This window comes from Dyella soli (assembly GCF_054482295.1).
Map to the genome: position 1 here is coordinate 291,782 of NZ_JBTFFU010000003.1, position 26,816 is coordinate 318,597.

The window sequence follows — 26,816 nt, forward strand, 5'->3', positions numbered from 1 at the left end:
CTCCGAGCGTGGTTCCCTTCATCATGCTGCCGCTGATGGCGTTTGCCGTCTGGCGTCGCGTGCACGGCACCTTTGGCCGCCAGCCGATCCGGCGCAACAGGATGCTCGGTCGTATCGCCATCTTCAGCGTCATTGGCGGCCTGCTGGCATGGGGCGCGTGGCACAACCCACGCGTGCTGGAGGGCTTGCTCGCTGGCGTCATGGCTGGCGCGGTGCTGGGTCTGGTCGGCCTGCGCCTGACGCGCTTCGAGCGCGATGCCGACGGCGCGGACGCCTATATCCCCAGTCCCTGGATCGGCGGCCTGCTCAGCGTGCTGCTGCTAGCGCGCCTTGGCTGGCGCTTCATGGTGCTGATGCCGCAGACGCAGGACGCGGCGATGGCAGGCGGCGCGCCGGCTTTTGGCAACAGTCCGCTGACCCTGGTCATTATTGGCCTGATGGTCGGCTACTACATCGCCTATTTCAGCGGCCTGCTGATCCATCACCGCCGCTTCGAGCGCGCCCAGGCAGCGCCCTGACCACGGTTCAGAGCGCGTCGTTGTCCAGTTCGCCGGTGCGGATGCGGATGACCTGTTCCAGCGAGCTCACGAAAATCTTGCCGTCGCCGATCTTGCCGGTCCGCGCCGACTGCTGGATGGCTTCGACCACGCGCTCGAGCTGGTCGTCGGCCACGGCCACCTCCAGCTTGATCTTCGGCAGGAAGTCCACCACGTACTCGGCGCCGCGGTAGAGCTCGGTATGACCCTTCTGACGGCCAAACCCCTTCACCTCGGTGACGGTGATGCCCTGCACGCCCACGTCGGCCAGCGCCTCGCGCACATCGTCCAGCTTGAACGGCTTGATGACCGCAACCACCAGCTTCATGGAAATTCCTCGGGATCCAGGGGCGCGGCACCGGCGCGCCGCCATGCGCTCATTTTGCCTGTCGCGCCCCGGGCTGTCGCCTGCTCCCCATCCGTGTAGGACAATGCCTACATTTCGAAGCGGAGCAAGCCGATGGTGGCGCTGATGGACATGAACCTACACTCCTTCACGACGAGTTCGAGGTGCTATCCATGATGGATAGGCAGGATATCGATCAGCTTGCCCAGCGTCTTGTTTCGTTGGTTCCGCCAGGATTGGCTCAGGCGCATCAGGATTTGCGCACCAACTTCAGCGATGTCCTGGCGCAGGGATTGCGCCGCCTTGACCTAGTCACCCGCGAGGAGTTTGAAGTCCAGAGCCAGGTGCTGGCGCGTACCCGCGCCAAAGTCGAGGCGCTGGAGAAGCGAATCGCAGATCTCGAGGCCGGCGCAGCCACCTGACGGGGCTTGGCGCGGGCCCACGTCCCGGGAGCCGCCCCCGATCTGTCACCCTCACCCCGAGAAGCGATCGGGGGCGGCTATTTTCACCGCAGGCCGCTAGTGGGAGTTGCTCCGTGTTCCAAGCTGGCAGCCGCTCCCGTCCCGATCGCCACGCCCCGGCCCCATGAGTCTCGCGGTCACGCTCAGCCGCGCCCAGGAAGGGGTTGCGGCGCCGCAGGTCATGGTGGAGGTCCATCTTTCCGGCGGCCTGCCTGCCACCAATATCGTGGGTTTGCCCGAGGCGGCCGTCCGCGAGGCGCGCGACCGTGTGCGCGTGGCCATCCAGAACACGGCCTTCGAATATCCCAACCGCAAGGTGACGGTAAACCTCGCGCCGGCGGAGCTGCCCAAGGACGGCGGGCGCTTCGACCTGGCCATCGCGCTGGGCATCCTTGCCGCGGGTGGCCAGGTGCCGCGGGAAAAGCTCGATGACTGCGAATTCCTCGGCGAACTGGCGCTGTCGGGCGCACTGCGGGGCGTGTCGGGCGTGTTGCCGGCCCTGTTGCGCGCCCGGGCGCGTGGTCGGCGCGTGGTGGTGCCCCGCGCCAATGCGGCTGAAGCTGCGCTCGTCTCCGACGCCGACGTGCTGGTGGCTGACACCCTGGCCGAGGTTTGCGGCTGGCTGCGCGGGGCACAGGACCTCTCCCTGCCGACCGAAGCCACCGACTTGGGCGACGAGCCGGGTGGTCCGGACCTCGCCGACGTGCGTGGCCAGCGGCAGGCCCGCCGCGCGCTGGAGATAGCCGCCACCGGGGGCCATCACCTCTTGCTGGCCGGACCGCCGGGTACCGGCAAGACCATGCTGGCGGAGCGCCTGCCGGGCATTCTGCCGCCGCTGAGCGAATCGGAGGCGTTGGAAACTTGCGCCGTGCGATCGGTCGCCGGCCACCCGCTGGACCCGGCGCGCTGGCGCAGGCGTCCGTTCCGGGCCCCGCACCACACCACCTCGGCGGTGGCGCTGGTGGGCGGGGGTTCGGTACCGCGGCCGGGTGAAATCTCGCTGGCGCACAACGGCGTGCTGTTCCTCGACGAGCTGCCCGAATTTGGCAGGCATGTGCTGGACGTGCTGCGCGAGCCGATGGAGTCGGGGCATATCGTCATTTCCCGGGCGGCACGCCAGTCGACCTTTCCTGCCCAGTTCCAGCTGGTGGCGGCGATGAATCCCTGCCCCTGCGGCTATGCCGGCGATGCACGGCATGCCTGTCGCTGCACGCCCGACCAGGTCCAGCGGTATCGGGCCCGCATCTCCGGCCCGCTGTTCGACCGCATCGACCTGGGGGTGGAAGTGCCACCGGTGCCACTGGGCGAGCTGGGCGCCGCGCGCGGCGAACATGACGAAGATACCGCCACGGTGCGGGCGCGCGTGATCCGTGCCCGGCAACATGGGCTGATGCGGGCGGGTCGGCCCAATGCGGACATCAGCACGCGCGAACTGGAGCGCGATTGCGCGCTGGGGTCGGCCGAGCGGCGCTGGTTCGATGCGGCGCTGGAGCGGCTGGGCCTGTCTGCGCGCGCCTATCACCGCACCTTGCGGGTCGCCCGCACCATCGCCGATCTGGACGGCGGGGCAGCCTTGCTGGACCGCACGCACCTGGCCGAAGCCCTGACCTACCGGCGTTTCTGAGGGCGTTGACCGTGCCGATGGCCACGGCCCGGGACGCTCGGGGTCAGCCAGTTCCGGTCGGGCGGGCGCTCGGGGTAATTTTTGTACTAAAGAGTATTGACTTGTGCCCGGCCCCGGGTATTATCTGTACCCGCTAGTTCGCAAATGAACTCAGCCCGCCGGCCCGGTATCGGTACCCCCCTCCCCCTCCCCCGTCCGATACCGGGGCCCGGCCTCCCCTTCGGCCCCCCCTGTATGGCTCCGATCAGCGTCCGGTGGACGGCGTCGGCGCGGGCGTGCTCCGATACCCCTGTCGCAACGGCTCGAAGGATCGTGCATGTCGGCGGATCTCGGCTTGCTGCTGGTGGCCATGCTCGGCGTCGGCTTCCTGGCCCAGTGGCTGGCCTGGCGGGTGCGATTGCCGGCGATCCTGTTCCTGCTGGTGGCCGGCATCGTGCTGGGCCCGGTGGTGGGAGAGATCCAGCCGGACAAGCTGCTCGGCCCGCTGCTGTTTCCGATGGTGTCGCTCGCGGTGGCGCTGATCCTGTTCGAAGGCAGCCTGACCTTGCGCTTCAGCGAACTGCCGGGCATCGGCAGCGTAGTGCGCGGGCTGGTGACCTATGGCGCGGTGATCGCCGTGCTGCTGCTGGCCGTGGCGGCGCATTACCTGGCCGGGCTGAGCTGGGAGGTGTCACTGCTGTTCGGTGCGCTGACCTGCGTCACCGGCCCCACGGTGATCGCCCCGATCCTGCGCACGGTGCGGCCGAATGCGCGCATCGCCAATACGCTGCGCTGGGAAGGCATCGTGATCGATCCGCTCGGCGCATTGTTCGCCGTGCTGGTGTACGAGGCGATCGTGTCGCGCCAGCAGGGACACACCATCGGCGTGTTCTTCACCGTGCTGGCCTGCGGCACCCTGATCGGCCTGGTCGCCGCGTGGGCACTCGCCTTCCTGTTGCGCCGGCAGATGATTCCCGAATACCTGCAGAACTACGGCACGCTGGTGGCGGTGCTGCTGGCGCTGTCGCTGGCCAACCTCGTCGCCCAGGAGTCGGGTCTGCTGGCGGTGACGGTGATGGGCATTGCGCTGGGCAACATGCGTGGCGTGCACATCGACGACATCCTCGACTTCAAGGAAAACCTCACCACGCTGCTGGTGTCCGTGCTGTTCATCCTGCTGGCGGCGCGCCTGCACTGGCCGCTGCCCGACGGCGTGTTGTGGTCGGGACTCGCGATTCTCGTCGCCGCCCAGTTGGTGGTGCGGCCGGTGACGGTGGCCATCGCCAGCATCGGCAGCGCGCTGACCTGGCGCGAGCGCGCGCTGATCGCGTGGGTGGCGCCGCGCGGCATCGTGGCGGCGGCGGTTTCGGCGCTGTTCGCCTTGCGCCTGGCCACGCTCGGCCTGCCCGGCGCTGAGAAGCTGGTGCCGCTGGTGTTCATCCTGATCATCGGCACGGTGGTGTTGCAGAGCGCTACCGCGAGGCCGCTGGCGCGCTGGCTGAAGGTGGCCGAGCCCGAGCCAAACGGCGTGCTCATCTACGGGGCCGACGCCGTCGCGCGCGTGGTGGCGTCGGCGCTGCTGGAAGCGGGCTTTCGCGTCCTCGTGGCCGACGAACAGTGGGAGGGCATCCGGCGGGCACGCATGGAGGGACTGCCCACGTTCTACGGTCATCCGGCCACGGCCTACGCGGAGCGCCATCTCGACCTCAGCGGCATCGGGCGCCTGCTTGCGATGTCACCCCACCGCGAACGCAACGCGCTGGCCTGCGTGTACTACCGGGAGGAATTCGGACGGGCACGGGTCTATCGACTGAAAAACGAAGAGCCGCAGGAAGGCAGCGGCCGCATCCAGTTGGGTGGCTACCTGCTGGCGCCGGTGTTGTTTGGCGAGGACCTGACGCATGAACGCTTCGTCGAACGCCTCGCGCTGGGCTGGCGTATCAAGTCGACCCGGCTGACGCCGACCTTCGACTGGCCGCATTTCATCGAGCAGTATGGATCGACAGCGGTGTTGCTGTTTGGCGTGGAGGAAAAGGGTGCGCTGCGCGTGGCATCGGTGAAGCGGGAGCTGGAGCCGCGCGCGGGCTGGACCGTGATCGTGCTGGTGCCGCCAGAAAACGTTTAGCCGTCCATATGGAATCGCATTCCCTGCGTGGCGCACGCGGAGAGTGCCGGACAGGGCCGCACTCTCCGCGCACGCGCCGGCGTCCGTGCCGGCTCACGCAACGAGGATCACATCGTCAGGCAGCGCTGGCCTGGCGCGAGGCGTGGAACTGGGCCTCTTCGGTGGAGCCCTTGAGCGCGGTGGTGGACGACTGGCCCTGCTGGATGGCCTGCGTCACCGCATCGAAGTAACCCGTGCCCACCTCGCGCTGATGCTTCACCGCGGTGAAGCCACGCTCGGCGGCGGCGAATTCCTTCTCCTGCAGCTCCACGAACGCGCTCATCTGGCGACGAGCATACCCGTAAGCGAGGTCGAACATGCCGTAGTTGAGGCTGTGGAAGCCGGCGAGGGTGATGAACTGGAACTTGTAGCCCATTGCGCCGAGTTCCTTCTGGAAGGTCGCGATGGTCGCGTCGTCGAGGTTCTTCTTCCAGTTGAAGCTGGGCGAGCAGTTGTAGGCGAGCAGCTTGCCCGGATATTTCGCGTGGATGGCTTCGGCGAACCTGCGCGCTTCGTCCAGGTTCGGCTTGCTGGTCTCGCACCACACGAGATCGGCGTAGGGCGCGTAGGCGAGTCCGCGGCTGATGGCCTGGTCCAGGCCCGGGCGCACGCGGTAGAAACCTTCCACCGTGCGCTCGCCGGTGACGAACGGCTGGTCGTTGGCGTCGATGTCGGAAGTGAGCAGGTCGGCAGCATCTGCATCGGTGCGCGCCACGATCAGCGTGGGCACGCCCAGCACGTCGGCGGCGAGGCGCGCGGCATTGAGCTTGTCCACCGCTTCGCGCGTGGGGACCAGCACCTTGCCGCCCATGTGGCCGCACTTCTTCACCGAGGCGAGCTGGTCTTCGAAGTGCACGCCGGCGGCGCCGGCCTCGATCATCGCCTTCATCAGTTCAAACGCGTTGAGCACACCGCCGAAACCCGCTTCGGCATCGGCCACGATCGGCACCATCCAGTCGATGTCGTTCTGGCCTTCGGCGTGGTGCAGCTGGTCGGCGCGCAGCAGCGTGTTGTTGATGCGCTTGACCACCTGCGGCACCGAGTTGGCCGGATACAGCGACTGGTCCGGGTACATTTCGCCGGCAAGGTTGGCATCGGCGGCCACCTGCCAGCCGCTGAGATAGATCGCCTGCAGGCCGGCCTTCACCTGCTGCATGGCCTGGTTGCCGGTCAGCGCGCCCAGCGCATTGACGAAGGTTTCCTTGTGCAGCGACGTCCACAGGCGCTCGGCGCCGCGGCGGGCAAGCGTGTGTTCCACCGCCACGGTGCCGCGCAGGCGTGCCACGTCGTCGGCGCTGTAGTTGCGCTGGATGCCGTTCCAGCGGGGGTTGTTCGCCCAGTCGAGGGCAAGCTGGTCGGCGGTGGGCAGCGTGGTCTTCATGGCATGTCTCCTGCGTATCCGTGATGCGTCAATGCAACGTGGTTGAAGGTCAGAGCTGCGCGTAGGCGGCCAGGGTGAGGAAGTCGCCGAGTTCGTCGGCGTGGGTGAGTTGCCGGAGCAGGGCAGCCGCCTGCTCGGCGCGGGCCGCGGTGGGGGCGCCGCTTTCGATCAGGCGGTGCGTGTGCGTGGCCAGGGCGTGGTCGAACAGAGCGAAGTCGATGGGCGCGTGGTCGGTGAATTCCAGCGGCCCCCGGTGCAGCCACTGCCACAACTGGGCGCGCGCGATCTCCGCCGTGGCGGCGTCCTCCATCAGGTGGTGGATCGGCACGCAGCCCTGGCCGTCCAGCCACGAGGCCGTGTAGCGCAGCGCGACTTCCACGTTGTTGTCGAAGCCGGCGCGGCTGATCGAGCCGGAGCAGGGCGCGATCAGCTGGTCGCGCGTGGCGCAGACGTCGGCGCGCATCACGCCCAGCTGGTTGGGCGAGGGCATGTAGCGGTCGAACACTTCCTGTGCCACCGGCACCAGCGCCGGGTGCGCGACCCAGGTGCCGTCGTGGCCGGCCTGCACTTCGCGCAGCTTGTCGGCGCGCACCTTGGCCAGCGCGGCCTCGTTGGCGGCTTCGTCGCCCTTGATCGGGATCTGCGCGGCCATGCCGCCCATCGCAAAGGCGCCGCGGCGATGGCAGGTCTGGATCAGCAGCTCCGAATAGACCTTCAGGAACGGCACCGTCATCAGCACCTGGCCGCGGTCGGGCAGCAGCCGGTCGCGATGCGCGCGGAAAGTCTTGAGGTAGGAAAAGATGTAATCCCAGCGGCCGCAGTTGAGGCCGACCACGCGACCGCGCAAGGCGTGCAGGATCTCGTGCATCTGGAACACCGCCGGCAGCGTCTCGATCAGCACGGTGGCCTTCATGCAGTCGGGCGGCAGGTCGAGCTCGGCTTCGGCGCTGGCCATCACCTCGTTCCACAGCGCAGCCTCTTCCATCGCCTGCAGCTTGGGTAGGTAGAAGTACGGGCCACGGTCGCGCCCCTGCAGCTGGCGCGCGTTGTGGAAGGCGAACAGGCCAAAGTCGACCAGGGCGCCGGCCATCGGTTCGCCGTCGACGGTGATATGGCGCTCCGGCAGGTGCCAGCCGCGCGGGCGCACCACCAGCACGGCGGGATTGGCATTGACGCGGTAGGGCTTGCCCTCGGGCGAGGTGTACTCGATCGAGCCGTTCACCGCGTCGCGCAGGTTGAGCTGGCCGTCGATCTGGTTGGCGAAGGTGGGCGCCGAGGAGTCCTCGAAGTCGGCCATGAACACCTTGGCGCCGGAATTGAGCGCGTTGATGATCATCTTGCGCTCCACCGGGCCGGTGATCTCCACGCGGCGGTCGCGCAGGGCGGCCGGGATGGGAGCGACGGTCCACTGGCTCTCGCGGATGGCGAGCGTGTCTGCGCGGAAGTCGGGCAGTTCGCCGGCGTCGTAGCGGGCCTGGCGCGCCTCGCGGGCCGCCAGCAGTTCGCGGCGGCGGACGTCGAACTGGCGATGCAGGCTGGCCAGGAAAGCCAGTGCGTCCGGGGTGAGGATCGTGCCGTATTCAGTCCCGACGTCGCCCTGGAGCTGGGCCGGCGACGGGAGGATGCGTTCCTTGGGGACGGCCATGGGAATCTCCGTGATGACGATGGCATGACACTAGGTCACGGAGAATTGCTTTGACAAAGCAAATGTTTCAATTTTTGGTATTGTCTTTCTCAATGTCATGCGCAACCTATTGAGCGATAAGCCATGAAATCGACTACGCCAGCGCTCAAGAAGGCCAAAAAAACTCGCCGGGAGCCTGCCCGGCGACGAAAAGGCGACGAGACGGCCGCCAGCGAGGCGGGTCGGTTCTATTACAAGGGCAACCGCCAGAAGCAGATCCGGGCCTTCGTCTACACCGTGAAACTGGGCACGCTGACCCGCGCCGCCGAGGCCTTGTTCCTGTCTCAGCCGACGGTGAGCCTGCAGCTGCAGGCGCTGGAACGGGAGCTGGGCGTGAACCTGCTGGAGCGCCGGCGGCGCCGCATCAACCTCACCGATGCGGGCGAGGCCCTGTACGAGCTGGCGCGACCGCTGGTCGAGGGCTGGGAGAACCTGGACCGGGACTTCCAGACCCGGGTAAAGGGCTTGCAGGGCGGCCGCCTCACCATCGCGGCCGGCAGCTCCACCATCCAGTACCTGCTGCCCGACATCGTGCGCCGCTACCGCGAGCGCTTCCCGCAGGTGCAGCTGCAGCTGGCCAACGTGACCGGCAAGGACGGCCTGGCGCTGTTGCGCGCCGACGAGGCGGATTTTGCGGTGGGCTCGATGCTCGACGTGCCGAACGACATCGCCTGGGCGCCGGTGTACCACTACGACCCGATGCTGATCACGCCGCCGGACCATCCGCTGGCATCCCGGGCCACGGTGACGCTGCAGGATCTGTCGCCGTATGGACTGATCCTGCCGCCGCAGCGCCTGTCCACCTACCGGCTGGTGGACCTGGTGTTCCAGCAGCGCCAGGTGCCTTACCACGTGGCGATCGAGGTGGGCGGCTGGGATGTGATCAAGGAATACGTGGCGATGGGCCTGGGCATCTCCATCGTCACCGGCATCTGCATCACCGATGCCGATCGCTCGCGCCTGGCCGTGCGCAACATGAAACAGTACTTCCCACAGCGCAGCTACGGCGTGGTGATGCGCAAGGGCAAGTTCCTCAGCGCGGAGGCGCGCGCCTTCGTGGACCTGGTGCGGCCGGGTCTGCTGACCCATCGCGACTACGACGATTCAGGGCATTCCGAGCGCTAGGCGGCGTGCCCGGAACCGGCGAAGTCATTGTGGGCGTTGCAGCGCCAGCTTGATGCCGAAGCCCAAAAGTACGAACCCGCACAGGCGATCCATCCACTGGCCAACGCGAGGACGCGTCTTCAGCACGTGGTGGATGTGTCCGCCCAGCAGGGCCAGCACCATCGACCAGCACGTGCCGGTGCCGATGAAGCTCAGCCCGAGCACCAGCAAGCCGAGCTGCGGATGCATTGCCTGCATCGACACGAATTGCGGCAGGAAGGCGAGGAAGAACAGCGCGACCTTCGGATTGAGCACGTTGGTGAGCATGCCCTGGCGAAACGCCGCTGCGAGCCCCTTGCCGCGCGTCACCGTCGCCTCGCGGGCGCTGCCGCGGGTGAGCAGCATGCGCAGGCCGATCCACGCGAGGTAGGCGGCGCCGAGATACTTCAAGGCGCTGAAGGCGATCGCCGAGGTCATCAGGATCGCCGAAATGCCCAGCACTGCCGCCAGCGTGTGCACGATGCAGCCGGCGTTGATGCCCAGCGCCGCCGCCACGCCCACCGCGCGACCTTCGCGACCGCTGCGGGTGAGGATGTAGAACGTATCCAGCCCCGGAGCCATGTTCAGCGCGATGCAGGCGAGCAGGAAGGCGTCGAAGTGCTGGATGCCGAGCGCTGCCATCACGGCTTATCCGTTGGCGTTGCGATGCTTGCCGCGGTACGGCGTGAACATTTCGCGGATCTTCGCCATGTCCCCGTCATGGTCGTCGGTGGCATGCACCACCGGGCCGAAGGTGAAGGTCTTGCTGGGATAGTCGATGAAGATGGTCAGGATCGGCACGTTGGCCTTCTCGGCAATGCGCAGGAAGCCGGATTTCCAGTGCACGACTTTCTTGCGCGTGCCTTCGGGCGTGATGCCCAGCCACATGCGGTCCTTTTCGGCGAAGCGCTGCACCATCTGGTCGACGACGTTCAGCGCGGCGCTGCGGTTGATCGGGATCAGGCCGATCGGGCGCAGGATGATGCCCAGCGGGCCGTCCATCACCTCACGCTTGACCATGATGTTGATGTCCACGCCCAGGCCGATTTTCATCAGCAGGCCGTAGTAGCCGTCCCAGTAGGACGAGTGCGGCGCGCCGATCAGGATCAGCTTCGGCAGGTTCGGCAGCTCGCCCAGCAGGCGCCAGCCGCTGAGGCGCAGCAGTGTCCGGGCCAGCCAGGGCCAGAAACGGCTGTTGAGCCTCGGTGCTTCAGGCGGGGTGGGGGGGAGCATCGGGGTGCTCATTCACGACTCCAGTCACGCGAACGCGTTTGTTTGATCTTGCCCCGCTGCTGCTTGCCGGCGAGGCGGCGCTCTTTCGAGCCGCGGGTGGGTTTGGTGGCGACCCGCGCCTTGGGCGCGACCAGGGCGCCGCGGATGACCTCGACCAGGCGCTCGCGCGCATCCTCCCGGTTGCGGGACTGGTCGCGGAAGCGGCGCGCCTGGATCACCAGCACGCCGTCGTCCGTGAGGCGGCGGTCGCGACGCGCCAGCAGGCGTTCGCGCACGGGGTCGGGCAGGGATGGCGAATGCGCCACGTCGAAGCGCAGTTCCACGGCGCTTTCGGTGCGGTTGACGTGCTGGCCGCCGGGACCGTCGGCACGCAGGAAGCGCTCGGTCAGTTCGGTCTCGGGCAGGACGATGGAGCGGCTGACGGTGAGCATGGCGCGAAGTTTAGCGGGCGCGCGTGGCCAGCCGTCATGCGGCAGTGCGTCACCCTGCAGGCAGGGCCCAGTCGAAACGCTCGAGCAGGGCCTGGTAGGCGGCGTCGAGCGGTGCCTCGATGCACATCGGCGCGCCCGTCACCGGGTGCGAGAAACGCAGCCGCCAGGCGTGCAGCAGCATGCGGTGGCAACCGAAGTACTGCTTGTACAGGCGATTGTGGTCGCCGCGGCCATGCTGGCAGTCGCCAATGACCGGGTGATGGATGTGCGCCATGTGCTTGCGGATCTGGCGGAAGCGGCCGGTTTCCGGTTCGGCCATGACCAGCGCATAGCGCTGCTGCGGATAGCGCCCAAGCGCGATCGGCACCTCCACCGTGGCGAGGCGACGATAGGACGTGCGCGCATCGCGGCGCGGGCCCGTCTCGCGCGAGCCGGGCAGGGCGTAGTCGATCAGTGCCTCGGTCGGCTCCGGCCAGCCGCGCACGACGGCCAGGTATTGCTTGTGCACGTCGCGGCCCATGAACTGCTCGCCCAGCGCGGCAGCGATCCCGGCGGAACGCGCGATCAGCAGCACGCCGCTGGTGGCGCGATCGAGCCGGTGCGCCAGATAGGTGATGCCGCCGACCTGCGCGCGCAGCACGTCGATGAGGAATTCTTCCGCGTTGCCGACCATCTTCGAGCGATGCACGGCCAGACCCGCCGGCTTGTTCACCGCGATCAGCGCGTCGTCTTGGTAGAGGATGTCGAGCATGCGGGGCACTCGCGGAGGCGCACGGGCTGCGCCCTTCGGCAGTAGCGTCATCCCCGCGCAGGCGGGGACGACGGCGTGGGGGTCAGGGGCGGCGGGGCCAGCCGGCGGCGAAGGCGACCAGTCCGGCCACGCCGGTGAGCGCCGGCGGCCATGCGCCCAGCGTCCCTTGTGACCACAGGACGGCACAGCTTACCAGCAAGCTGGCGCCAAGCAGGGCCGCTGCCAGCGAGCGGCGCGTGCGCTGCGCTTCCTCGCGCTGTGCCGCCAACTCGGCCGGGTCGCCCACGCTGCGCTGCTCGCCGCGCGCCACCTGGCGCAACGCATCGCGCACCAGCTCGGGAAACTGCGGCGCGGCGTGGAACCATTCCGGCAGGCGCTTGCGCACCTCGCGCAAGGTGCGCAGCGGGCTGTAGCGTTCGCGCAGGATGCGCTTGAGCACCGGGTGCGCCACGGCCCAGATATCGATCTCGGGGTCGAGCACGCGACCCACGCCTTCGATGTTGAGCAGGGTCTTCTGCAGCAGGATCAGCTGCGGCTGCAGCGTCAGCTCGTAACGGCGCGCGGTCTGGAACAGCTTGACCACCAGTTCGGCCAGCGAGATCTGCGACAGCGGGCGGGTGAAGTAGGGCTCGCACACCGTGCGCACGGCGGCGGTCAGCTCGTCGATGCGCACGGTGGAAGGCATCCAGCCGGCGTCCACGTGCAGCTGCGCGATACGGGCGTAATCGCGTTCGAACAACGCGATGAAATTCTGCGCCAGCCAGTACTGGTCCTGCTCCGGCAGCGATCCCATGATGCCGAAGTCCAGCGCGATGAAGCGCGGTTCGCCCGGACGCGCGGTGTCGACCCAGATGTTGCCCGGATGCGCATCGGCGTGGAAGAAGTTGTCGCGGAACACCTGTTCGTAGAACAGGCGCACGCCCTTCACCGCCAGTGCCTTGCGGTCGATGCCCGCGGCGTCGATGGCGGCGATGTCATCGCAGCTCACGCCATGCACGCGTTCGAGCGTGAGCACGCCACCGGTGGTCAGCTCCCAGTGCACGGCCGGCACGTACAGGTCCACGCCGCTTTCGAAGTTGCGCCGAAGCAGGCTGGCGCTGGCGCCTTCGCGCTGCAGGTCCAGCTCGTTCTCCAGCATCTTCTCGACTTCGGCGACCACGTCGAGCGGGCGGATCTTGTCGGCATTGGGATGCCAGCGCTGGGCCAGTTCGCCCAGCGAGCGCAACAGCTTCACGTCGCGGTCGATCTGCTTGTCGATGCCGGGCCGCAGCACCTTCACCACCACCTCGCTGCCGTCATGCAGGGTGGCCGCGTGCACCTGCGCGATGGAGGCGGAGGCCAGCGGCACCTCGTCGAAGCGCGCATAAAGCGCGCCGACGGGGGCCTTGAGCTCGCGCTCGACGATGGCGCGCGCTTCGGCGCCCGGGAAGGGCGGCACGCGGTCCTGCAGCTGCGCCAGTTCTTCGGCGATGTCGGCGGGAACCAGGTCGCGGCGCGTGGACAGCACCTGCCCGGCCTTGACGAAGATCGGGCCAAGGTCGGTCAGCGCCAGGCGCAAGCGTGCGCCGCGCGAGAGGCCGCGCACGTCCACGCTGGGACGCGCCACGAACGGGCGGATCAGCTTGAGCGGGCGAAACAGGTGCGCCGCATCGACCAGTTCATCGAGCCGGTAGGCCAGCAGGACGGAGGCGACGCGCAGCACGCGCGGCACGACTTTGAGCGGCGTCACGTGGCGGGTCCTTTGCGGAGGCGCTGTTCCAGGCGCGCCAGCCGGGCTTCGAGCCGGTCGCTGCGTTCGCGCAGCTGGTCCACGTCATCGAGAAAGGCCTCCACCTCGCCCGGTGCGGCGGCGATGCGCGCCTCGTCGCGCAACCAGTCAGCGGTATCCACGGTGAGGTGGCTGGCCGTCTCGCGCGCATGCGCAAGCGCCTTGCGCACGGCCCCGGCCAGCGGCACGCCGAGCACGTCGCCGAAGGTACGGGCAAAGGCTTCCTCGAAATCCGGGGCGAACTTGCTGGCCAGTTTCTCCAGGCGTCGCGCGAGTTCGGCGTCGCCGGCTATCTCCACCTTGCCCGGCGCTACGCCGTCGTCGTCACGCTTGAGAAGCATGGCGAGCAGGCTTCCCGGGGTGGCGGCGACGCGCAGATGGTTGTCGTCCTGCGCGGGACCTACCTTGAGGCGCCCGCCGTCGACGGTCACCGCGAGCGACAGCTCCGGGCCGCGCAAATGCAGTTGCACGCTGCGGCCATCCAGGGCAGCAAGGCGCGTGACCGTTTCCGGATCGAGCGAAAGCGTGTGGTTCAGCGCCGTTTCCAGCGCGCGACCGGCGAGGACGCGCAGCGGGCGCGGCAACAGGGAGCGGGGAGAGGGGTCAGTCATGGGCGAGATTGTAGCGGCTGGCGGCGTCCAGCCTCCGCTCCCCCGGCGAGGAGAGCCGGCAGGCTCAGGTCGCGCCGATGAAGCCGAGCTGCCGCCAGGCTTCGTACACCGCCACGGCTACCGTGTTGGAAAGATTGAGGCTGCGGCTGTTGGCGCGCATCGGCAGGCGCAGGCGCCGGTCCTCGGGAATCGCCTCGAGCACGTCGGCGGGGAGGCCGGCCGTTTCGCACCCGAACAGCAGGGCATCGCCCTCGCTGAAGCGTGCGTTCACGTGGGCGACGCGGCCGCGCGTAGAAAACGCGAACACGCGCGGCTGGCCGATGGCCTGCAGGCAGCTGGCGAGATCGTCATGCACGGCCAGCTGCGCATACTCGTGGTAGTCCAGGCCAGCGCGGCGCAGGCGCGCATCGTCCAGTTCGAATCCCAGCGGCCGGATCAGGTGCAGCGTGGCGCCCGTGTTGGCGCAGAGCCTGATCGCGTTGCCGGTGTTCGGCGGTATCTCGGGTCTGAAAAGAATGACATGCAACATCCGGCCATTATCGGGTCAGAACAGCCACCCGTGCATCGCCGGCACGGCGAGCGTCCTTGCTCAGCCGTTGGTACGGGGGCACACCACGCCGTCGGCCGGCAGGGCGCATGAGGTGGGGGCAGCGATCAGCAGCTGGCCGGCGCTGCCGGCGGAAGCGAGACGGATGGCGTCGGGCGACGCATTGACCATGGCACCCAGCACCAAACCGCAAACCAACAGGCAGGCAACGAACAGGCTGCGCAGCATAAAGGCTTCGAATTTCATGATCATGTCTCCGATGAAGTTGGGTAGGTCCTGCACGGTAGATATGGCAAGGGCCGTGCCAACCCCTCGAGACGCACTAAGTGCATGAAATAACTAGTGTTTGGTGGAAGGCGTGGGTCGGGCCAGGCTGTCCGCGGACAGCGGCCGAGCGAAGCCGGACAACCACCCGGACAGTCCGGACCGGGTCGGACACCCTGCCATTGGTCATTTGCCAAGGTCCGGAGGCGTGGCTAGCCTCCGATCGTTCACTCGGCAAAAAAACAGGAGTGTTGTCATGGCACGAAAGCCCCTCGCCCTGCTGGTCGCAGGACTGCTCAGTGTTTCCGCCGGCCTGCCCGTGATCGCGGCGCCGAAGGCGGCTGCCGAGCCGGCCACCCAGGCGGTACCGGATATCGCCTTTACCCGCTTTACGCTGCCCAATGGGCTCACCGTGGTCGTGCACGAGGACCACAAGGCGCCCGTGGTTGCCGTCAGCATCTGGTACCACGTGGGGTCGGCCGATGAGCCGAAGGGCAAGACCGGCTTTGCCCACCTGTTCGAGCATCTGATGTTCTCCGGCTCGGAGAACCACAAGGGCACCTACTTCCAGCCGTTCGAGCTGGCCGGTGCCACCGACATGAACGGCACCACCTGGTTCGACCGCACCAACTATTTCGAAACCGTGCCCACGACCGCGCTGGACATGGCGCTGTGGATGGAGTCGGACCGCATGGGCCACCTGCTGGGCGCGATCGGCCAGAAGGAACTCGATACGCAGCGCGGCGTGGTGCAGAACGAAAAGCGCCAGGGCGAGAACCGTCCGTATGGCCGCGTGGACCAGAACATCCTCTCCAACACCTATCCGGGCAACCACCCGTACCAGCACGACACCATCGGTTCGATGGCCGATCTCAATGCCGCGTCGCTGGGCGACGTGAAGCAGTGGTTCCATGATTACTACGGCGCTGCCAACACCACCCTGGTGCTGGCCGGCGACATCACCGTGGCGGAGGCCAAGGCCAAGGCCGAGAAATTCTTTGGCGACATTCCCGCCGGTCCGCCGGTGCCGCGCCAGCAGGCGTGGATCACGCCGCTGGGCAAGTCCACGCGCGGCGTGCAGCACGACCATGTGGCGCAGCCGCGTGTCTATCGCACCTGGGTGGTGCCGCAACTGGGCACGGACGATGCGATCCAGCTCGACCTCGCCTCCACGGCGCTGGGTGGCGGCAAGACCTCGCGCCTGTACCAGCGCCTGGTCTACCAGGACAAGCTGGTCGACGACGTTTCCGCCAGCATCTCGCCGTTCGCGCTGGCCAGCCAGTTCCAGATCCAGGCCGATGTGAAGGACGGCGTGGACCCGGCCCGGGTCGAGGCTGTCATCGATGAAGAACTGAAGAAATTCCTCGCCGAAGGCCCGACGGCCGACGAGCTGGAACGCGCCAAGATCGGCAACCGCGCCAGCTTCGTGCGCGGGCTGGAAAAGGTCGGTGGCTTCGGCGGCAAGGCGGTGATCCTGGCGGAGGGCCAGGTCTATCGTGGCGATCCGGGCGCCTACAAGAAGGATCTCGCGCGTGCCGATGCGGCCACCCAGGCCAGCGTCAAGGCGGCGGCGGACAAGTGGCTCAGCAAGGGCGACTACCTGCTGACCGTGTTGCCGGCCGGCAACGACTTCAATCCGGACACGGAAGACGCCAAGGTCGTGGCACTGGGCCCGACCGACGGCCGTCCGACGGCCAAGGTGCCCGCCGGGCACGAATACACGGTGGCCAAGAGCCAGCTCGATCGCAGCAAGGGCGTGCCGCAGGTCAGCCAGTTCCCCGACCTGAGCTTCCCCACGCTGGAGCGCGGCAAGCTCAAGAACGGCATCGAGGTCGTGCTGGCCCAGCGTCACACCATCCCGGTGACGCACGTGCAGCTGATGTTCGACGCCGGCTATGCCGCCGACCAGGGTCGCAAGCTCGGCACGGCCAGCTTCACCACCACGCTGATGAACGAGAGCACCAAGGATCTCGACTCGGTGGAAGTGGCCAAGCGCAAGCAGCGCCTGGGTGCGATCACGCGTGTCGGTTGCGGACTGGATGCATGCTCGGCCTCGCTCAATGCGCTGAATGACCAGTTGCAGCCGTCGCTGGCGCTGTTCGCCGACATCGTGCGCAACCCTGCGTTCAAGGCGGAGGACATCGAGCGCATCCGCGGCCAGTGGCTGGCCGGCATCGCGCAGGAGAAGACCCAGCCCACCGCGCTGGCGCTGCGCACGCTGCCGCCGCTGCTCTATGGCGCCAACCATGCGTACGGCATCCCGTTCACCGGTACCGGCACGGAAGCGGCGATCAAGTCGATGCAGGCGGCGGACCTGACGGCGTTCCAGCGCGACTGGCTGCGCCCGGACAACGTCAAGATCATGGTCGCCGGCGACACCACGCTGCAGCAGATCATCCCGCAGCTCGATGCCGCCTTCGGCGACTGGAAGGCACCGGCCGGCGCCGTGCCGAAGAAGAACATCGCCGCGGTCGAGGTCCAGGCCAAGCCGCGCGTGTTCCTGATCGACAAGCCCGATGCACCGCAGTCGCTGATCCTGGCCGGCCTGCTGGCGCCGTCGAGCAAGGCGCCGAACGAGCTGGCCATCGACGTGGCCAATGGTGCGTTCGGCGGCAGCTTCACCTCGCGCCTCAACATGAACCTGCGCGAGGACAAGCGTTGGGCCTATGGTGCCTTCAGCTTCATGCGCGATGCGATCGGGCAGCGCCCGTTCCTCATGTATGCGCCGGTGCAGACCGACAAGACGGCTGAGTCCGCCCGCGAAGTGCTCAAGGAAGCCACCGAGGTGGTCGGCGCGCACCCGCTGACCGGCGAGGAGGTCAACAAGATCAAGGACTCCAACATCCGCGGCCTGCCCGGCAGCTTCGAGACCGCCACCGAAGTGCTCGGTGCCATGAGCGAGATCACCCAGTACGGCCGTCCGGACGACTATGTGCAGACGCTCAAGGCGCGTACCGAGGCGGTCGGCCAGCCCGATGCGCAGGCGGCCCTGAAGGAGATCATCAAGCCCGCCGCACTCACCTGGGTGATCGTGGGCGATCTCAAGAAGATCGAGAAACCCGTGCGCGATCTCAAGCTGGGTGAGGTGCAGGTGATCGACGGCAACGGCAAGGCTGCGCCGTCCAAGTAAGTTCCTGTGGGGACTGTTCACGTCCCCGGGTTAGGATGGAGGCCGGGCCCGACCGCCCGGCCTCTCTATTTCCACGTCGCGGAGTTACCCATGCGCAAGACCCTGCTGTTGCTCGTTCCCACTGTGCTGCTCGGCGCCTGCACCTACGGCATCACGCTCGACGATGCCGGGAAGAACGTGCGCACGGCGTGGAGCGGCGATGTTTCCTCCTGCCATGAACTCGGCAAGGTCACGGTATCCGTGATGGACCACGTCGGTCCGGTCAATCGCAACAACATCACCGTGCGTGACGAGCTGGAAGTGATGGCGCGCAACGAAGCGGCCAAGATGCACGCCGACACCATCAAGCCCCTGGGCGAACCGGCCGACGGCGCGCAGCCGTGGGGCGTCTACCAGTGCGGCAGCGCGCAGCTGGCGCCGGCAAAGCGCCCGGCAGGTAGCCCGACCAATCCGGCCAACCAGTCCACCACGCCTGGCGGATTCGAGACCTATCCGGCAAAGGGCAATTGACCCCTGGTCCAGGTAAAGCCGCGATGGGTCGCCCTGCCTGGAGAAGCCAGGCTTCGCCGCCACCGATGAGCGATACGGCAAAACCTGTTTAGCAAGCGAAAAGGGCGCCCTCGTGGCGCCTTTTTCACGTCAGGGGGATGACGCTCTTGCACGTATTCCGCATCAGCCATAAAATTTACATATATATAGTACATATATGTACTAATTGGGCCGCGCCATGAGCAGCTTTCTTCCGACCGAGCAGCGCCTCGCCGTGACGCGCCAGCGCTATCCGGCGTTTCCGCGCGAGCCGGCGGTGCTGGTGCGGCTCATCAAGCACATCTTCAAGCGCGTGCATGACGACGCCAACGCGATGCTGCGCCCGTACGGCATCAATCATCCGCAATACAACCTGTTGATGATGCTCTACGGCACCGAGGGCTACGTGCTGCACCCGACCGAGCTGGGCGATGCGGCGGGGGAGAAGTCCGCCAACATCACGCGGCTCACCAACGAGCTGTGCGACAAGGGTCTGATCGCGCGCAACGCCAGCGCAGAAGACCGCCGCAAGGTCACGCTCACGCTGACCCCGGTGGGCGTGGCGCTGATTGAAAGCTTCCTGCCGGATGTGTGCGCCCTGCTCGAGCGGCAGGTGGGCGACATGCAGCCGCGGGACATGCTCGTGCTCGAACGCCTGCTGAAGAAATTCCTCGCGCAGCTGGAGCGTGAATAGCGCCATGTCCGCCGTTTCGCCCGACCTTCCGTCGCAGCGTCCGTGGCCCTGGCTGGGCGAGTTGCTGACGGGCGAGGGGCAGGCCTGGATCTTCGTGTTCAAGAGCCTGCTGGCGTTCTACGTCGCGGCATGGCTGTCGATGGTGTTCCAGCTGGAACAGCCGTCGACCACGATGATCACCGTGTCCATCGTGATGCATCCGCAAAGCGGCATGGTGCTGGCCAAGAGCTTCTACCGCACGATCGGTACCTTCGCCGGTAGTGCCTTCGCCCTGCTGCTGATGGGGGTCTTTCCCCAGGAACGCGAGCCGTTCCTGTTCTGCCTGTCGCTATGGGTGGCGCTGTGCGCCGGCGGCGCCGTGCTCTATCGCAACTTCATGTCCTACGGCTTCGTGCTGGCGGGCTACACCGCTGTCATCGTGGTGCTTCCTGCCATCGACCATCCCACCGCGGTGTTCGACTCGGCGGTGCTTCGCGTCAGCGAAGTGATGCTTGGCATCATCGTGGCAGGATTGATCAGCGACACCGTGTTGCCGGAAAAACTTCGCGATGTTCTGCGACGCGCCTCGCGGGAAAGCTATGCGCATTTCGTCGAATTCGCCCGGCGCAGCTTCGGGGGCGTACTTCCGCGCTCGGACATGGAGGCAGCACACCTGCGCTTCGTGCGCGCCGCCGTGCAGCTGGAGGATCTTCGTTCGTCGGTGATCTTCGAAGACCCGGAAACCCGCGCGCGCAGCAGTCGGATGCAGTTGCTCAACCTTCGCTACATGGCGGCCGCAACCAGCTTCCAGTCGCTGCACCACCTCATCAATCGGCTGCAGCGCAACAGCCATCCGCACACGGCGAGCGCCCTCATCAAACTGTACGCTCCGGTAGGCGAGGCGCTGTCGACGCCCGTCGCCGAACACGACAGACCGCGCCATCTGGCCACGCGCCTGGAGGCATGCGCGCCCACGCTGGGGCCCCTGGCCTCTACGTTGCGCGAGGGGTTGCGACAGGACCCGGAGCTGCTGCTGGAGTTCGACAGCGGCGCCATGCTGTTGCGCCGCTTCGTCGACGAGTTGCGCGACTTCGTGGTGCTGGAGGCCAGTCTGCGCGAAACGCATGGGCCTCTGGGTGGCTCGGTGGAGCGCGTCGACTTCAAGCGTGCCAACGACATCCTGCCGCCCGTGGTCACGGTGATCCGCACGTTCCTCACCATGATCACATTGAGCGTGTTCTGGCTGGCCACGGCCTGGCCGTTCGGTCCCAGCGCGCTGCTGCTGGCCACTGTTTTCAGCGGCCTGCTGGCCACCTCGCCGGCGCCCGTGAAGGGTGTGGTCTATACGTGGATCAGTTACGCCACGGGACTGATCGCCGGTTACATCGTCGTATTCCATCTGATGCCGGGCAGCGACGGCTTCCTGATGATGTTCCTGGTCACTGCCCCGTTCCTGTTAATCGGCCCGTATCTCACGACGCGCAGCGCAACGTTGCCGGGCATGGGCCCCGGATACACGCTCGGTTACGTGTACATCCTTGCGCTCAAGAACCCGATGACCTACGCCCCCGAGCGCTTCATCAACGACGCCATCGCATCGCTGCTGGGACTGATGGTGACCGGCGCCGCGTTCATGATCATTCCCACCGTCATCGGCACGGCGTGGCTGCGTCAGCGCCAGTTGCGCCAGCTGCGCCGGCAGGTGTCGTTCGCCGCCACGGCGCCCATGGCAGGCCTTCTCTACGAGTTTGAAAGCGCCAATCGCGACCTGTTCCACCAGATGGTGCAGTTCACCAAGCCCGGCAGTCAGGAATCCCGCGACTCGCTCGCGTGGGGCCTGGCCGTTCACGACAGCGGTCGCGCCGTGATCGAGCTGCGCCAGGACATGACGCATGCCGACCTGCCGTCGCCGTTGCAGGAAGCCATGCGACGCGCCGTGCTTGCCGTGGGCGCGCTCTACGACGAACCCGATCGCGCCCGGTGGGTGGAGGCCGACCAGGCGGTGGATCAGGCGCTTTCGCTGACCATGCAGGCGCTCCCCCACGCCCGCGCAAGCTGCCAGCCCGCCATCGGCCACCTGCTGCTGTTGCGATCGGCGCTGCGCGATGATCAGTCGGCGCTCGCTCCCTATATGGCCAGGGTACCGGAGACGGCTCATGCCTCGTGAAGTCGCGCTGGCCGATGCGCTGGTACCCGGCCTTCTGTTGGTTTTCCTCGCTTGTCTGCTGGCGTTGTGGGGCATCGACATCCTCGCCGGCCGGTATGGTCTGTACCGCCATGTCTGGCATCCCTCCCTGTTTCGCGTCGCCGTGTTCTTCGTGCTGTTCGGCGCGGCCGGTCTTTTGCTGTATCCGTGAGTCCTGGACATGACCTTCCAACCGCAGCCTCTGATTCGTTTTGCCATCACCGCCGTGGTGGTGGTGCTGGCGCTGATACTTGGCCACTTGCTGTGGCGGCACTACATGTATTCGCCGTGGACGCGTGATGGCCGCGTGCGCGCGGAAGTCATCCGCATCGCGCCTGACGTGGCGGGCCTGGTCACCCGCGTGGCGGTGGTAGACAACCAGGAGGTGAAAAAAGGCGACGTGCTCTTCGTGATCGACCTGGATCGCTATCACATCGCGCTGGCGCAGGCGGAAGCCAACCTCAACGCAGCCAAGGCCAGCGCGCGCGCGGCCGGCGCCAACATCGATGCCGTGCTGGCCAGTGCCGCCGCGCGTAAGGCCGAGTACGACATGCGCCAGGGACAGGCCCAGCGTCGCCAGGAACTGGCCGACGTGGTGCCCAAGGAGGAGCGCGTCGATGCCAGGTCCGCCGCCGATACGGCGCTGGCCATCTGGCAGCAGGCGCAGGCCAGCGGCCACCAGGCCAGTGCCTCGCGCGAGCAGGCCGAGGCAGCGGTGGTGCAGGCGCAGGTGGCGGTCGATCGCGCCAGGCTGGACCTGCAGCGCACCGAAGTGCGCGCGCCGGTGGACGGCTACGTGACCAACCTCGACGTGCGCGTGGGCGACTATGCCGCCACGGGCAGCCCGCGCCTGGCGCTGATCGATCGCCACAGCTATTACATCTACGGCTACTTCGAAGAAACCAAGCTGCCGCACCTGCGCGTGGGCGACCCGGTGGATATCCGCCTGATGAGCGGCGGCACGCACCTGAAGGGGCACATCACCGGCGTGGCGCGCGGCATCACCGATCGCGACAACCCCACCGGCAAGGACTTGCTGGCCGACGTGAATCCGACCTTCAACTGGGTGCGCCTGGCGCAGCGCGTGCCGGTGCGCATCGCCATCGACGAGGCCAGCGTGCCCAAGGACGTGGTGCTTGCCGCCGGCATGACGGCCAGCATCGACGTGCAGGAGCGGCGGGCGCGGGACCGCCAGGCCAACTAGCGCCGCAGCTGCGTCGCCGACCGCTTCGTGGAAGGGGCGGCGCGACGGTCAGCCGGCAAGTCGCTCCAGCCGCATGGCAAGCCAGCGCGAGACGTCCGGCCACTCGCTGGCGATGATGCTGAAGCACACCGTGTCGCGCAGGCTGCCGTCCGGGCGGCGCTTGTGGGCGCGCAGCACGCCGTCGCGGCGCGCGCCGAGGCGCTCGATCGCGCGTTGCGAATCGAGATTGCGGTGATCGGTGTGGAATTCCACCGCCACGCAACCGAGCGACTCGAACGCATGGCGGAGCAGCAGCCGCTTGCAGGCGCTGTTGAGGTGGCTCTTCTGCCAGCGCTTCGCATACCAGGTGTAGCCGATGGCGACGCGGGGCAAGTCCGGCACGAACTCGTACAGGCGCGTGGTGCCGACGATCTCGCCGGTGGATTTCTCGCGCACCGCGAACGGCAGCATGGCGCCGTCGGCAAGCCCCTGCAGCGCCTTGGCGATATACGCCTCGGCCTGCCCGGGCGCCGGCGCGCTGGTGAACCAGAGCTTCCACAGTTCGCCGTCGGCCGCAGCGGCCTCCAGGGCGGCTGCGTGTGCGTGGGCCAGGGGTTCAAGCACGACGTAGTCGTCTTCCAGGCGCAGCGGGGCAAGCGTGGGCATCGGGGCTCCGGCGGATGGGGTTCAGGCGTCCAGGTCGGGGATCAGCCTGCTTTCCAGGCGCGCGATATGGTCTTTCAGCAGCAGCTTGCGCTTCTTCAGGCGGGTCAGCTGCAGCTCGTCGCGGCCGAGTGAGCTGGCCAGGTGCTCGATGGCAACGTCGAGGTCGCGATGTTCGACGCGCAGTTCGGCCAGCAGGTGGGCGATCTCGGCTTGGTCCTGGACCTGCATGACGGCGGGCGGTGGCAAGAAAGAGGACTGCAAGTGTAACGCCGCCGGACCTCGGGCGGTCGGGCCGTTACAATGGGCAGCCGACCTGCCCGATCTCGACCATGTCCGCCCAGCCCGACGCCACCCGCAAGCAGCACCACGAGGCCGCCAAGCTGGCCAAGCGCCTGCGCCACCAGGTAGGCCAGGCGATCGCCGACTTCAACATGATCGACGACGGCGACAAGGTGATGGTGTGCCTGTCCGGCGGCAAGGATTCCTACACCCTGCTGGACATGCTGCTGTCGCTGCAGGCGAAGGCGCCGGTGCGCTTCGAGCTGGTCGCGGTGAACCTGGACCAGAAGCAGCCGGGCTTTCCGGAGCACGTGCTGCCCGAATACCTCGCCGGGCGCGGCGTGCCTTTCCACGTCATCGAGCAGGACACCTACAGCACGGTCACCCGGGTGATCCCCGAGGGCAAGACCATGTGCAGCCTGTGCTCGCGCCTGCGGCGCGGCGCGCTGTACCAGTGGGCGGCGGCCAACGGCATCACCCGCATCGCGCTGGGCCATCACCGCGACGACATCCTGGGCACGTTTTTCCTGAACATGTTCTACCAGGCCCAGCTCAAGGCGATGCCGCCCAAGCTGCGCTCGGACGACGGCCGCCACGTGGTGATCCGCCCGCTGGCCTATTGCCGGGAAAGCGATATCGCCCAATACGCGCAGCAGCGGGAGTTCCCGATCATCCCCTGCAATCTGTGCGGCTCGCAGGAAAACCTGCAACGCAAGGCGGTTAAGCGCATGATGGAGGACTGGGAGCAGCAACAGCCCGGGCGCTGCGAGAACATTTTCCGCGCGCTGGGCAGCGTGCAGCCCTCCCAGCTCACCGATCGCAACCTGTTTGACTTCGCCGCGCTGGGCGCGCGCGAGGGTGTCGCCCGCGCCGATGCGCACCAGTGGCTTGCCGGTACGCCGGACGAGTCGTGACCCAACGCCAATCGAGTAACGCCGTGTCTCTCTTTGCATCCGTTGAAATGACCCCGGGCGATCCGATCCTGGGACTCACCGAGGCCTATCTGGCCGATGCCCGCCCGGGCAAGGTCAACCTGGGCGTGGGCATCTACTACGACGAGCAGGGCCGCATTCCGCTCATGCGCGCGGTGCGCGAAGTCGAGCAGGCGCTGGCGCTGGAGGCCAAGCCGCGCGGCTACCTGCCGATCGATGGCCTGGCCACCTACAACGTCGCCACCCAGAAGCTGGTGTTCGGCGAGGATTCGCCGCTGCTGGCCGCCGGCCGCGTGGCCACCTCGCAGACCATCGGCGGCAGCGGCGCGCTGCGCATCGGTGCCGATCTGCTGAAGAAGGTGCTGCCCAAGGCCCGGGTCGCCCTCAGCAACCCGAGCTGGGAAAACCACCGCGTGGTGTTCAGCGCCGCCGGCTTCGAAGTGGTGGACTACACCTACTACGACGCCGCCACCCACGGCCTGGACTTCGCCGGCATGCTGGCCGACCTCGGCAAGCTGGAGCCGGGCACCGTGGTGCTGCTGCATGCGTGCTGCCACAACCCCACCGGCGTCGATCTCACCGCCGGGCAGTGGCAGCAGGTGGTGGACCTGGTGAAGGAGCGCGGCCTGATGCCCTTCATCGACATGGCCTACCAGGGCTTCGACGAAGGTATCGATGCCGACGCCATCGCCGTGCGCCTGTTCGCGGCCTCGGGCATCGACTCCTTCGTGGTGGCCAACTCCTATTCCAAGTCGTTCTCGCTGTATGGCGAGCGCGTGGGCGCGCTGTCCATCGTCGGCAAGGACCGGGAAGAGGCCTTGCGCGTGCAGTCGCTGGTCAAGCGCACCATCCGCTCCAACTACTCCAGCCCGGCCACGCACGGCGGCGCCCTGGTGGCCGGCGTGCTGGTCAGCACCGAGCTGCGTGCGATGTGGGAGCAGGAGCTGGGCGAGATGCGCGGACGCATCCACGCCATGCGCGCCGGCATGGTCGAGAAGCTGGCCGCGGCGGGTGCGCCGGGCTATGCCTTCATCCAGCAGCAGGCCGGCATGTTTTCGTACTCGGGCCTGAGCAAGGCCCAGGTCGACCGCCTGCGCGAGGAATACGCCATCTATGCGATCGGCACCGGCCGCATCTGCGTGGCGGCGTTGAATCGCGCCAACCTCGATACCGTGGTGAACGCCGTCGCCGCCGTCAGCCGCTGAGTCCTCCCGCCCAATCCCGTCGTCATCTCCGCGGCCCCCGGAAGGGGGCGACAGCGGGGGTCCAGTGCCTTCGCGCGCTCACATCAGTCGCTGGATCCCCGCATGCGCGGGGATGACGGCCTAGAATCGATTCCGGATACCGAATGTTCTTTCGCAATCTCACGCTGTTCCGCTTTTCCCCCGCCGTTGCCGAAGACCTGAACCGCCTGGACGAGGCGTTGGGCGAGCACCGCCTGCGCCCGTGCGGGCCGATGGAAATGGGCACCAAGGGCTTCCTGCCCCCGGTGGGCCGTGGCGATGAAGCGCCGCTCACCCACGCGGTCAATGCCTGCACCATGGTCACCGTGGGCAGCGAAGACAAGCTGCTCCCCGGTTCGGTGGTGAATGACGAACTTCACCGCCGTGTGCAGAAGATCGCCGAAGAAGAAGGCCGCAAGGTCGGTGGCCGCGAGCGCAAGCGCCTCAAGGAAGACGTGCTCACCGAGCTGGTGCCGCGGGCCTTCGTACGCAGCTCGCGGATGCGTGCCTATGTGGACAAGAAGCTGGGCTGGCTGGTGCTGGACACCTCCAGCCGCAAGTCGGCCGAAAACGCCCTGACCCAGGTCCGCGAGGCCCTGGGCAGCTTCCCGGCCGTGCCGCTGGCGCCCGAGGAAGGCCCGCGCGTGCTGATGACCGACTGGCTGGCCACCGGCAACCTGCCCGCCGGCCTGGCCCTGGGCGACGAGGTGGAGCTGCGCGACCCCGCCAGCGCCACCGGTGCCATCGCCAAGTGCCGTCGCCAGGAACTGGACAGCGAAGAGGTCAAGGAACACCTGCGCAACGGCAAGCAGGTCTTCCAGCTGGGTCTCACCTTCGATGAGCGCATGAGCTTCGTGCTGGGCGAGGACCTGATCGTGCGCAAGCTGAAGTTCCTCGACGTGGTGACCGAAGAGCTGGGCGACAGCCACCCGGACGCCGCCGCCGAGGCGGACGCGACCTTTGCCCTGCTTACGCTCGAGCTGGAGCGCCTGCTGGGCAAGCTGGAGGAATGGTTCGGCCTGCCGCGGCCGGCCGAGGGCTGATCCGGGCCGGCCCTGGCCGTATGGCCAGGGCCGCCGGTCACCGGCTCGTCT

Annotated in this window: 27 protein-coding genes; 14 read left to right on the forward strand and 13 right to left on the reverse strand. The window is 67.4% G+C overall.

Translation table 11 applies throughout. The features are described 5' to 3' along the window. Positions 1-8: 8 nt before the first annotated feature. Positions 9-518 (forward strand): DUF1453 domain-containing protein, encoded by a 510-nt coding sequence (locus ACXU4B_RS15655; protein WP_338069392.1) that lies wholly within the window; start codon positions 9-11, stop codon positions 516-518. Positions 519-525: 7 nt separating this feature from the next. Here ACXU4B_RS15655 and glnK read toward each other — a convergent pair whose 3' ends face one another. After that, a complete protein-coding gene (gene glnK / locus ACXU4B_RS15660) occupies positions 526-864 on the reverse strand; it encodes a P-II family nitrogen regulator (protein ID WP_131410823.1) in 339 nt (112 codons plus the stop codon). A 191-nt stretch (positions 865-1,055) separates the two neighbouring features. Here glnK and ACXU4B_RS15665 point away from each other — a divergent pair, with 191 nt between their 5' ends. From ACXU4B_RS15665 to ACXU4B_RS15675, 3 genes are all read left to right on the forward strand, one after another. Then, the gene (locus tag ACXU4B_RS15665) at positions 1,056-1,304 is read left to right on the forward strand and encodes an accessory factor UbiK family protein (protein ID WP_131410821.1); all 249 of its coding nucleotides are present in this window, start codon (positions 1,056-1,058) and stop codon (positions 1,302-1,304) included. A gap of 163 nt (positions 1,305-1,467) precedes the next feature. Beyond that, on the forward strand, positions 1,468-2,967 hold the full coding sequence (locus tag ACXU4B_RS15670; RefSeq protein WP_131410819.1) for a YifB family Mg chelatase-like AAA ATPase: 1,500 nt from the start codon (positions 1,468-1,470) through the stop codon (positions 2,965-2,967). Positions 2,968-3,283: 316 nt separating this feature from the next. Further along, positions 3,284-5,071 (forward strand): cation:proton antiporter, encoded by a 1,788-nt coding sequence (locus tag ACXU4B_RS15675; RefSeq protein WP_131410817.1) that lies wholly within the window; start codon positions 3,284-3,286, stop codon positions 5,069-5,071. Positions 5,072-5,186: 115 nt separating this feature from the next. Here ACXU4B_RS15675 and aceA read toward each other — a convergent pair whose 3' ends face one another. Continuing rightward, positions 5,187-6,491: an isocitrate lyase gene (aceA, locus tag ACXU4B_RS15680; RefSeq protein ID WP_131410815.1), complete on the reverse strand. Its 1,305-nt coding sequence runs from the start codon at positions 6,489-6,491 to the stop codon at positions 5,187-5,189. 49 nt (positions 6,492-6,540) lie between these two features. Next, positions 6,541-8,136 carry a malate synthase A gene (gene aceB, locus ACXU4B_RS15685; protein ID WP_131410813.1) on the reverse strand — a complete coding sequence of 532 codons (1,596 nt, stop codon included), beginning with the start codon at positions 8,134-8,136 and terminating at the stop codon, positions 6,541-6,543. A gap of 123 nt (positions 8,137-8,259) precedes the next feature. Here aceB and ACXU4B_RS15690 point away from each other — a divergent pair, with 123 nt between their 5' ends. Next, entirely contained in the window at positions 8,260-9,300 is a 1,041-nt protein-coding gene (locus ACXU4B_RS15690) for a LysR family transcriptional regulator (RefSeq protein WP_131410811.1), read from the forward strand. 24 nt (positions 9,301-9,324) lie between these two features. Here the strand turns inward: ACXU4B_RS15690 and ACXU4B_RS15695 are convergent, their stop codons facing one another. The 8 genes from ACXU4B_RS15695 to ACXU4B_RS15730 all read right to left on the reverse strand — a co-directional run bounded on the left by ACXU4B_RS15695 (position 9,325) and on the right by ACXU4B_RS15730 (position 14,905). Next, positions 9,325-9,960, reverse strand: coding sequence for a LysE family translocator (locus tag ACXU4B_RS15695; RefSeq protein ID WP_131410809.1), 636 nt, complete (start codon positions 9,958-9,960; stop codon positions 9,325-9,327). 6 nt (positions 9,961-9,966) lie between these two features. Beyond that, entirely contained in the window at positions 9,967-10,563 is a 597-nt protein-coding gene (locus ACXU4B_RS15700; protein ID WP_131410807.1) for a 1-acyl-sn-glycerol-3-phosphate acyltransferase, read from the reverse strand. After that, positions 10,560-10,982 carry an alternative ribosome rescue aminoacyl-tRNA hydrolase ArfB gene (gene arfB, locus ACXU4B_RS15705; RefSeq protein ID WP_131410805.1) on the reverse strand — a complete coding sequence of 141 codons (423 nt, stop codon included), beginning with the start codon at positions 10,980-10,982 and terminating at the stop codon, positions 10,560-10,562. The genes ACXU4B_RS15700 and arfB overlap by 4 nt, the downstream gene beginning before the upstream one ends. Positions 10,983-11,031: 49 nt before the next feature. Next, positions 11,032-11,733 (reverse strand): pseudouridine synthase, encoded by a 702-nt coding sequence (locus ACXU4B_RS15710; RefSeq protein WP_131410803.1) that lies wholly within the window; start codon positions 11,731-11,733, stop codon positions 11,032-11,034. Positions 11,734-11,815: 82 nt separating this feature from the next. Then, a complete protein-coding gene (ubiB, locus tag ACXU4B_RS15715; protein WP_131410801.1) occupies positions 11,816-13,462 on the reverse strand; it encodes a ubiquinone biosynthesis regulatory protein kinase UbiB in 1,647 nt (548 codons plus the stop codon). Next, a complete protein-coding gene (locus tag ACXU4B_RS15720) occupies positions 13,459-14,112 on the reverse strand; it encodes a ubiquinone biosynthesis accessory factor UbiJ (protein ID WP_131410799.1) in 654 nt (217 codons plus the stop codon). Before ACXU4B_RS15720 ends, ubiB begins: the two co-directional genes overlap by 4 nt. Positions 14,113-14,176: 64 nt before the next feature. Beyond that, positions 14,177-14,641 (reverse strand): tRNA (uridine(34)/cytosine(34)/5-carboxymethylaminomethyluridine(34)-2'-O)-methyltransferase TrmL, encoded by a 465-nt coding sequence (trmL, locus tag ACXU4B_RS15725; RefSeq protein ID WP_131410797.1) that lies wholly within the window; start codon positions 14,639-14,641, stop codon positions 14,177-14,179. 60 nt (positions 14,642-14,701) lie between these two features. Continuing rightward, positions 14,702-14,905, reverse strand: coding sequence for a hypothetical protein (locus ACXU4B_RS15730; RefSeq protein WP_131410795.1), 204 nt, complete (start codon positions 14,903-14,905; stop codon positions 14,702-14,704). Positions 14,906-15,179: 274 nt separating this feature from the next. Here ACXU4B_RS15730 and ACXU4B_RS15735 point away from each other — a divergent pair, with 274 nt between their 5' ends. The 6 genes from ACXU4B_RS15735 to ACXU4B_RS15760 all read left to right on the forward strand — a co-directional run bounded on the left by ACXU4B_RS15735 (position 15,180) and on the right by ACXU4B_RS15760 (position 22,643). Next, the gene (locus ACXU4B_RS15735) at positions 15,180-18,053 is read left to right on the forward strand and encodes a M16 family metallopeptidase (RefSeq protein WP_131410793.1); all 2,874 of its coding nucleotides are present in this window, start codon (positions 15,180-15,182) and stop codon (positions 18,051-18,053) included. Positions 18,054-18,143: 90 nt separating this feature from the next. Beyond that, a complete protein-coding gene (locus tag ACXU4B_RS15740; RefSeq protein WP_131410791.1) occupies positions 18,144-18,563 on the forward strand; it encodes a DUF4156 domain-containing protein in 420 nt (139 codons plus the stop codon). Between the two features lie 217 nt (positions 18,564-18,780). Next, on the forward strand, positions 18,781-19,275 hold the full coding sequence (locus ACXU4B_RS15745) for a MarR family transcriptional regulator (RefSeq protein ID WP_131410789.1): 495 nt from the start codon (positions 18,781-18,783) through the stop codon (positions 19,273-19,275). A 4-nt stretch (positions 19,276-19,279) separates the two neighbouring features. Next, the gene (locus ACXU4B_RS15750) at positions 19,280-21,421 is read left to right on the forward strand and encodes an FUSC family protein (protein WP_131410787.1); all 2,142 of its coding nucleotides are present in this window, start codon (positions 19,280-19,282) and stop codon (positions 21,419-21,421) included. Continuing rightward, positions 21,411-21,611, forward strand: a complete 201-nt coding sequence (locus ACXU4B_RS15755) for a DUF1656 domain-containing protein (RefSeq protein WP_131410786.1) — start codon at positions 21,411-21,413, stop codon at positions 21,609-21,611. Before ACXU4B_RS15750 ends, ACXU4B_RS15755 begins: the two co-directional genes overlap by 11 nt. A gap of 9 nt (positions 21,612-21,620) precedes the next feature. Continuing rightward, on the forward strand, positions 21,621-22,643 hold the full coding sequence (locus tag ACXU4B_RS15760) for a biotin/lipoyl-binding protein (protein ID WP_131410784.1): 1,023 nt from the start codon (positions 21,621-21,623) through the stop codon (positions 22,641-22,643). Between the two features lie 48 nt (positions 22,644-22,691). Here ACXU4B_RS15760 and ACXU4B_RS15765 read toward each other — a convergent pair whose 3' ends face one another. Then, positions 22,692-23,288 carry a GNAT family N-acetyltransferase gene (locus tag ACXU4B_RS15765; protein WP_131410782.1) on the reverse strand — a complete coding sequence of 199 codons (597 nt, stop codon included), beginning with the start codon at positions 23,286-23,288 and terminating at the stop codon, positions 22,692-22,694. A 21-nt stretch (positions 23,289-23,309) separates the two neighbouring features. Then, positions 23,310-23,516, reverse strand: a complete 207-nt coding sequence (locus ACXU4B_RS15770; RefSeq protein WP_131411341.1) for a YdcH family protein — start codon at positions 23,514-23,516, stop codon at positions 23,310-23,312. A gap of 101 nt (positions 23,517-23,617) precedes the next feature. Here ACXU4B_RS15770 and ttcA point away from each other — a divergent pair, with 101 nt between their 5' ends. The 3 genes from ttcA (at position 23,618) to ACXU4B_RS15785 (ending at position 26,765) form a co-directional block, all read left to right on the forward strand. Continuing rightward, positions 23,618-24,481 carry a tRNA 2-thiocytidine(32) synthetase TtcA gene (gene ttcA / locus ACXU4B_RS15775; protein ID WP_131410780.1) on the forward strand — a complete coding sequence of 288 codons (864 nt, stop codon included), beginning with the start codon at positions 23,618-23,620 and terminating at the stop codon, positions 24,479-24,481. A 23-nt stretch (positions 24,482-24,504) separates the two neighbouring features. Next, the gene (locus tag ACXU4B_RS15780) at positions 24,505-25,704 is read left to right on the forward strand and encodes an amino acid aminotransferase (protein WP_131410778.1); all 1,200 of its coding nucleotides are present in this window, start codon (positions 24,505-24,507) and stop codon (positions 25,702-25,704) included. Positions 25,705-25,847: 143 nt separating this feature from the next. Continuing rightward, the gene (locus ACXU4B_RS15785) at positions 25,848-26,765 is read left to right on the forward strand and encodes a recombination-associated protein RdgC (protein WP_131410776.1); all 918 of its coding nucleotides are present in this window, start codon (positions 25,848-25,850) and stop codon (positions 26,763-26,765) included. Positions 26,766-26,816: the final 51 nt, after the last annotated feature.

Coding starts and splice junctions, on each gene's coding strand:
- glnK (WP_131410823.1), bottom strand. CDS start 864: ATGAAGCTGGTGGTTGCGGTCATCAAGCCGTTCAAGCTGGACGATGTG.
- aceB (WP_131410813.1), bottom strand. CDS start 8,136: ATGGCCGTCCCCAAGGAACGCATCCTCCCGTCGCCGGCCCAGCTCCAG.
- ACXU4B_RS15755 (WP_131410786.1), top strand. CDS start 21,411: ATGCCTCGTGAAGTCGCGCTGGCCGATGCGCTGGTACCCGGCCTTCTG.
- ttcA (WP_131410780.1), top strand. CDS start 23,618: ATGTCCGCCCAGCCCGACGCCACCCGCAAGCAGCACCACGAGGCCGCC.
- ACXU4B_RS15765 (WP_131410782.1), bottom strand. CDS start 23,288: ATGCCCACGCTTGCCCCGCTGCGCCTGGAAGACGACTACGTCGTGCTT.
- ACXU4B_RS15770 (WP_131411341.1), bottom strand. CDS start 23,516: ATGCAGGTCCAGGACCAAGCCGAGATCGCCCACCTGCTGGCCGAACTG.
- ACXU4B_RS15700 (WP_131410807.1), bottom strand. CDS start 10,563: ATGAGCACCCCGATGCTCCCCCCCACCCCGCCTGAAGCACCGAGGCTC.
- ACXU4B_RS15710 (WP_131410803.1), bottom strand. CDS start 11,733: ATGCTCGACATCCTCTACCAAGACGACGCGCTGATCGCGGTGAACAAG.
- ACXU4B_RS15730 (WP_131410795.1), bottom strand. CDS start 14,905: ATGAAATTCGAAGCCTTTATGCTGCGCAGCCTGTTCGTTGCCTGCCTG.
- aceA (WP_131410815.1), bottom strand. CDS start 6,491: ATGAAGACCACGCTGCCCACCGCCGACCAGCTTGCCCTCGACTGGGCG.
- ACXU4B_RS15695 (WP_131410809.1), bottom strand. CDS start 9,960: ATGGCAGCGCTCGGCATCCAGCACTTCGACGCCTTCCTGCTCGCCTGC.
- ACXU4B_RS15735 (WP_131410793.1), top strand. CDS start 15,180: ATGGCACGAAAGCCCCTCGCCCTGCTGGTCGCAGGACTGCTCAGTGTT.
- ACXU4B_RS15740 (WP_131410791.1), top strand. CDS start 18,144: ATGCGCAAGACCCTGCTGTTGCTCGTTCCCACTGTGCTGCTCGGCGCC.
- ACXU4B_RS15750 (WP_131410787.1), top strand. CDS start 19,280: ATGTCCGCCGTTTCGCCCGACCTTCCGTCGCAGCGTCCGTGGCCCTGG.
- ACXU4B_RS15760 (WP_131410784.1), top strand. CDS start 21,621: ATGACCTTCCAACCGCAGCCTCTGATTCGTTTTGCCATCACCGCCGTG.
- ACXU4B_RS15690 (WP_131410811.1), top strand. CDS start 8,260: ATGAAATCGACTACGCCAGCGCTCAAGAAGGCCAAAAAAACTCGCCGG.
- ACXU4B_RS15745 (WP_131410789.1), top strand. CDS start 18,781: ATGAGCAGCTTTCTTCCGACCGAGCAGCGCCTCGCCGTGACGCGCCAG.
- ACXU4B_RS15665 (WP_131410821.1), top strand. CDS start 1,056: ATGATGGATAGGCAGGATATCGATCAGCTTGCCCAGCGTCTTGTTTCG.
- trmL (WP_131410797.1), bottom strand. CDS start 14,641: ATGTTGCATGTCATTCTTTTCAGACCCGAGATACCGCCGAACACCGGC.
- ACXU4B_RS15675 (WP_131410817.1), top strand. CDS start 3,284: ATGTCGGCGGATCTCGGCTTGCTGCTGGTGGCCATGCTCGGCGTCGGC.
- ACXU4B_RS15670 (WP_131410819.1), top strand. CDS start 1,468: ATGAGTCTCGCGGTCACGCTCAGCCGCGCCCAGGAAGGGGTTGCGGCG.
- ACXU4B_RS15720 (WP_131410799.1), bottom strand. CDS start 14,112: ATGACTGACCCCTCTCCCCGCTCCCTGTTGCCGCGCCCGCTGCGCGTC.
- ACXU4B_RS15785 (WP_131410776.1), top strand. CDS start 25,848: ATGTTCTTTCGCAATCTCACGCTGTTCCGCTTTTCCCCCGCCGTTGCC.
- arfB (WP_131410805.1), bottom strand. CDS start 10,982: ATGCTCACCGTCAGCCGCTCCATCGTCCTGCCCGAGACCGAACTGACC.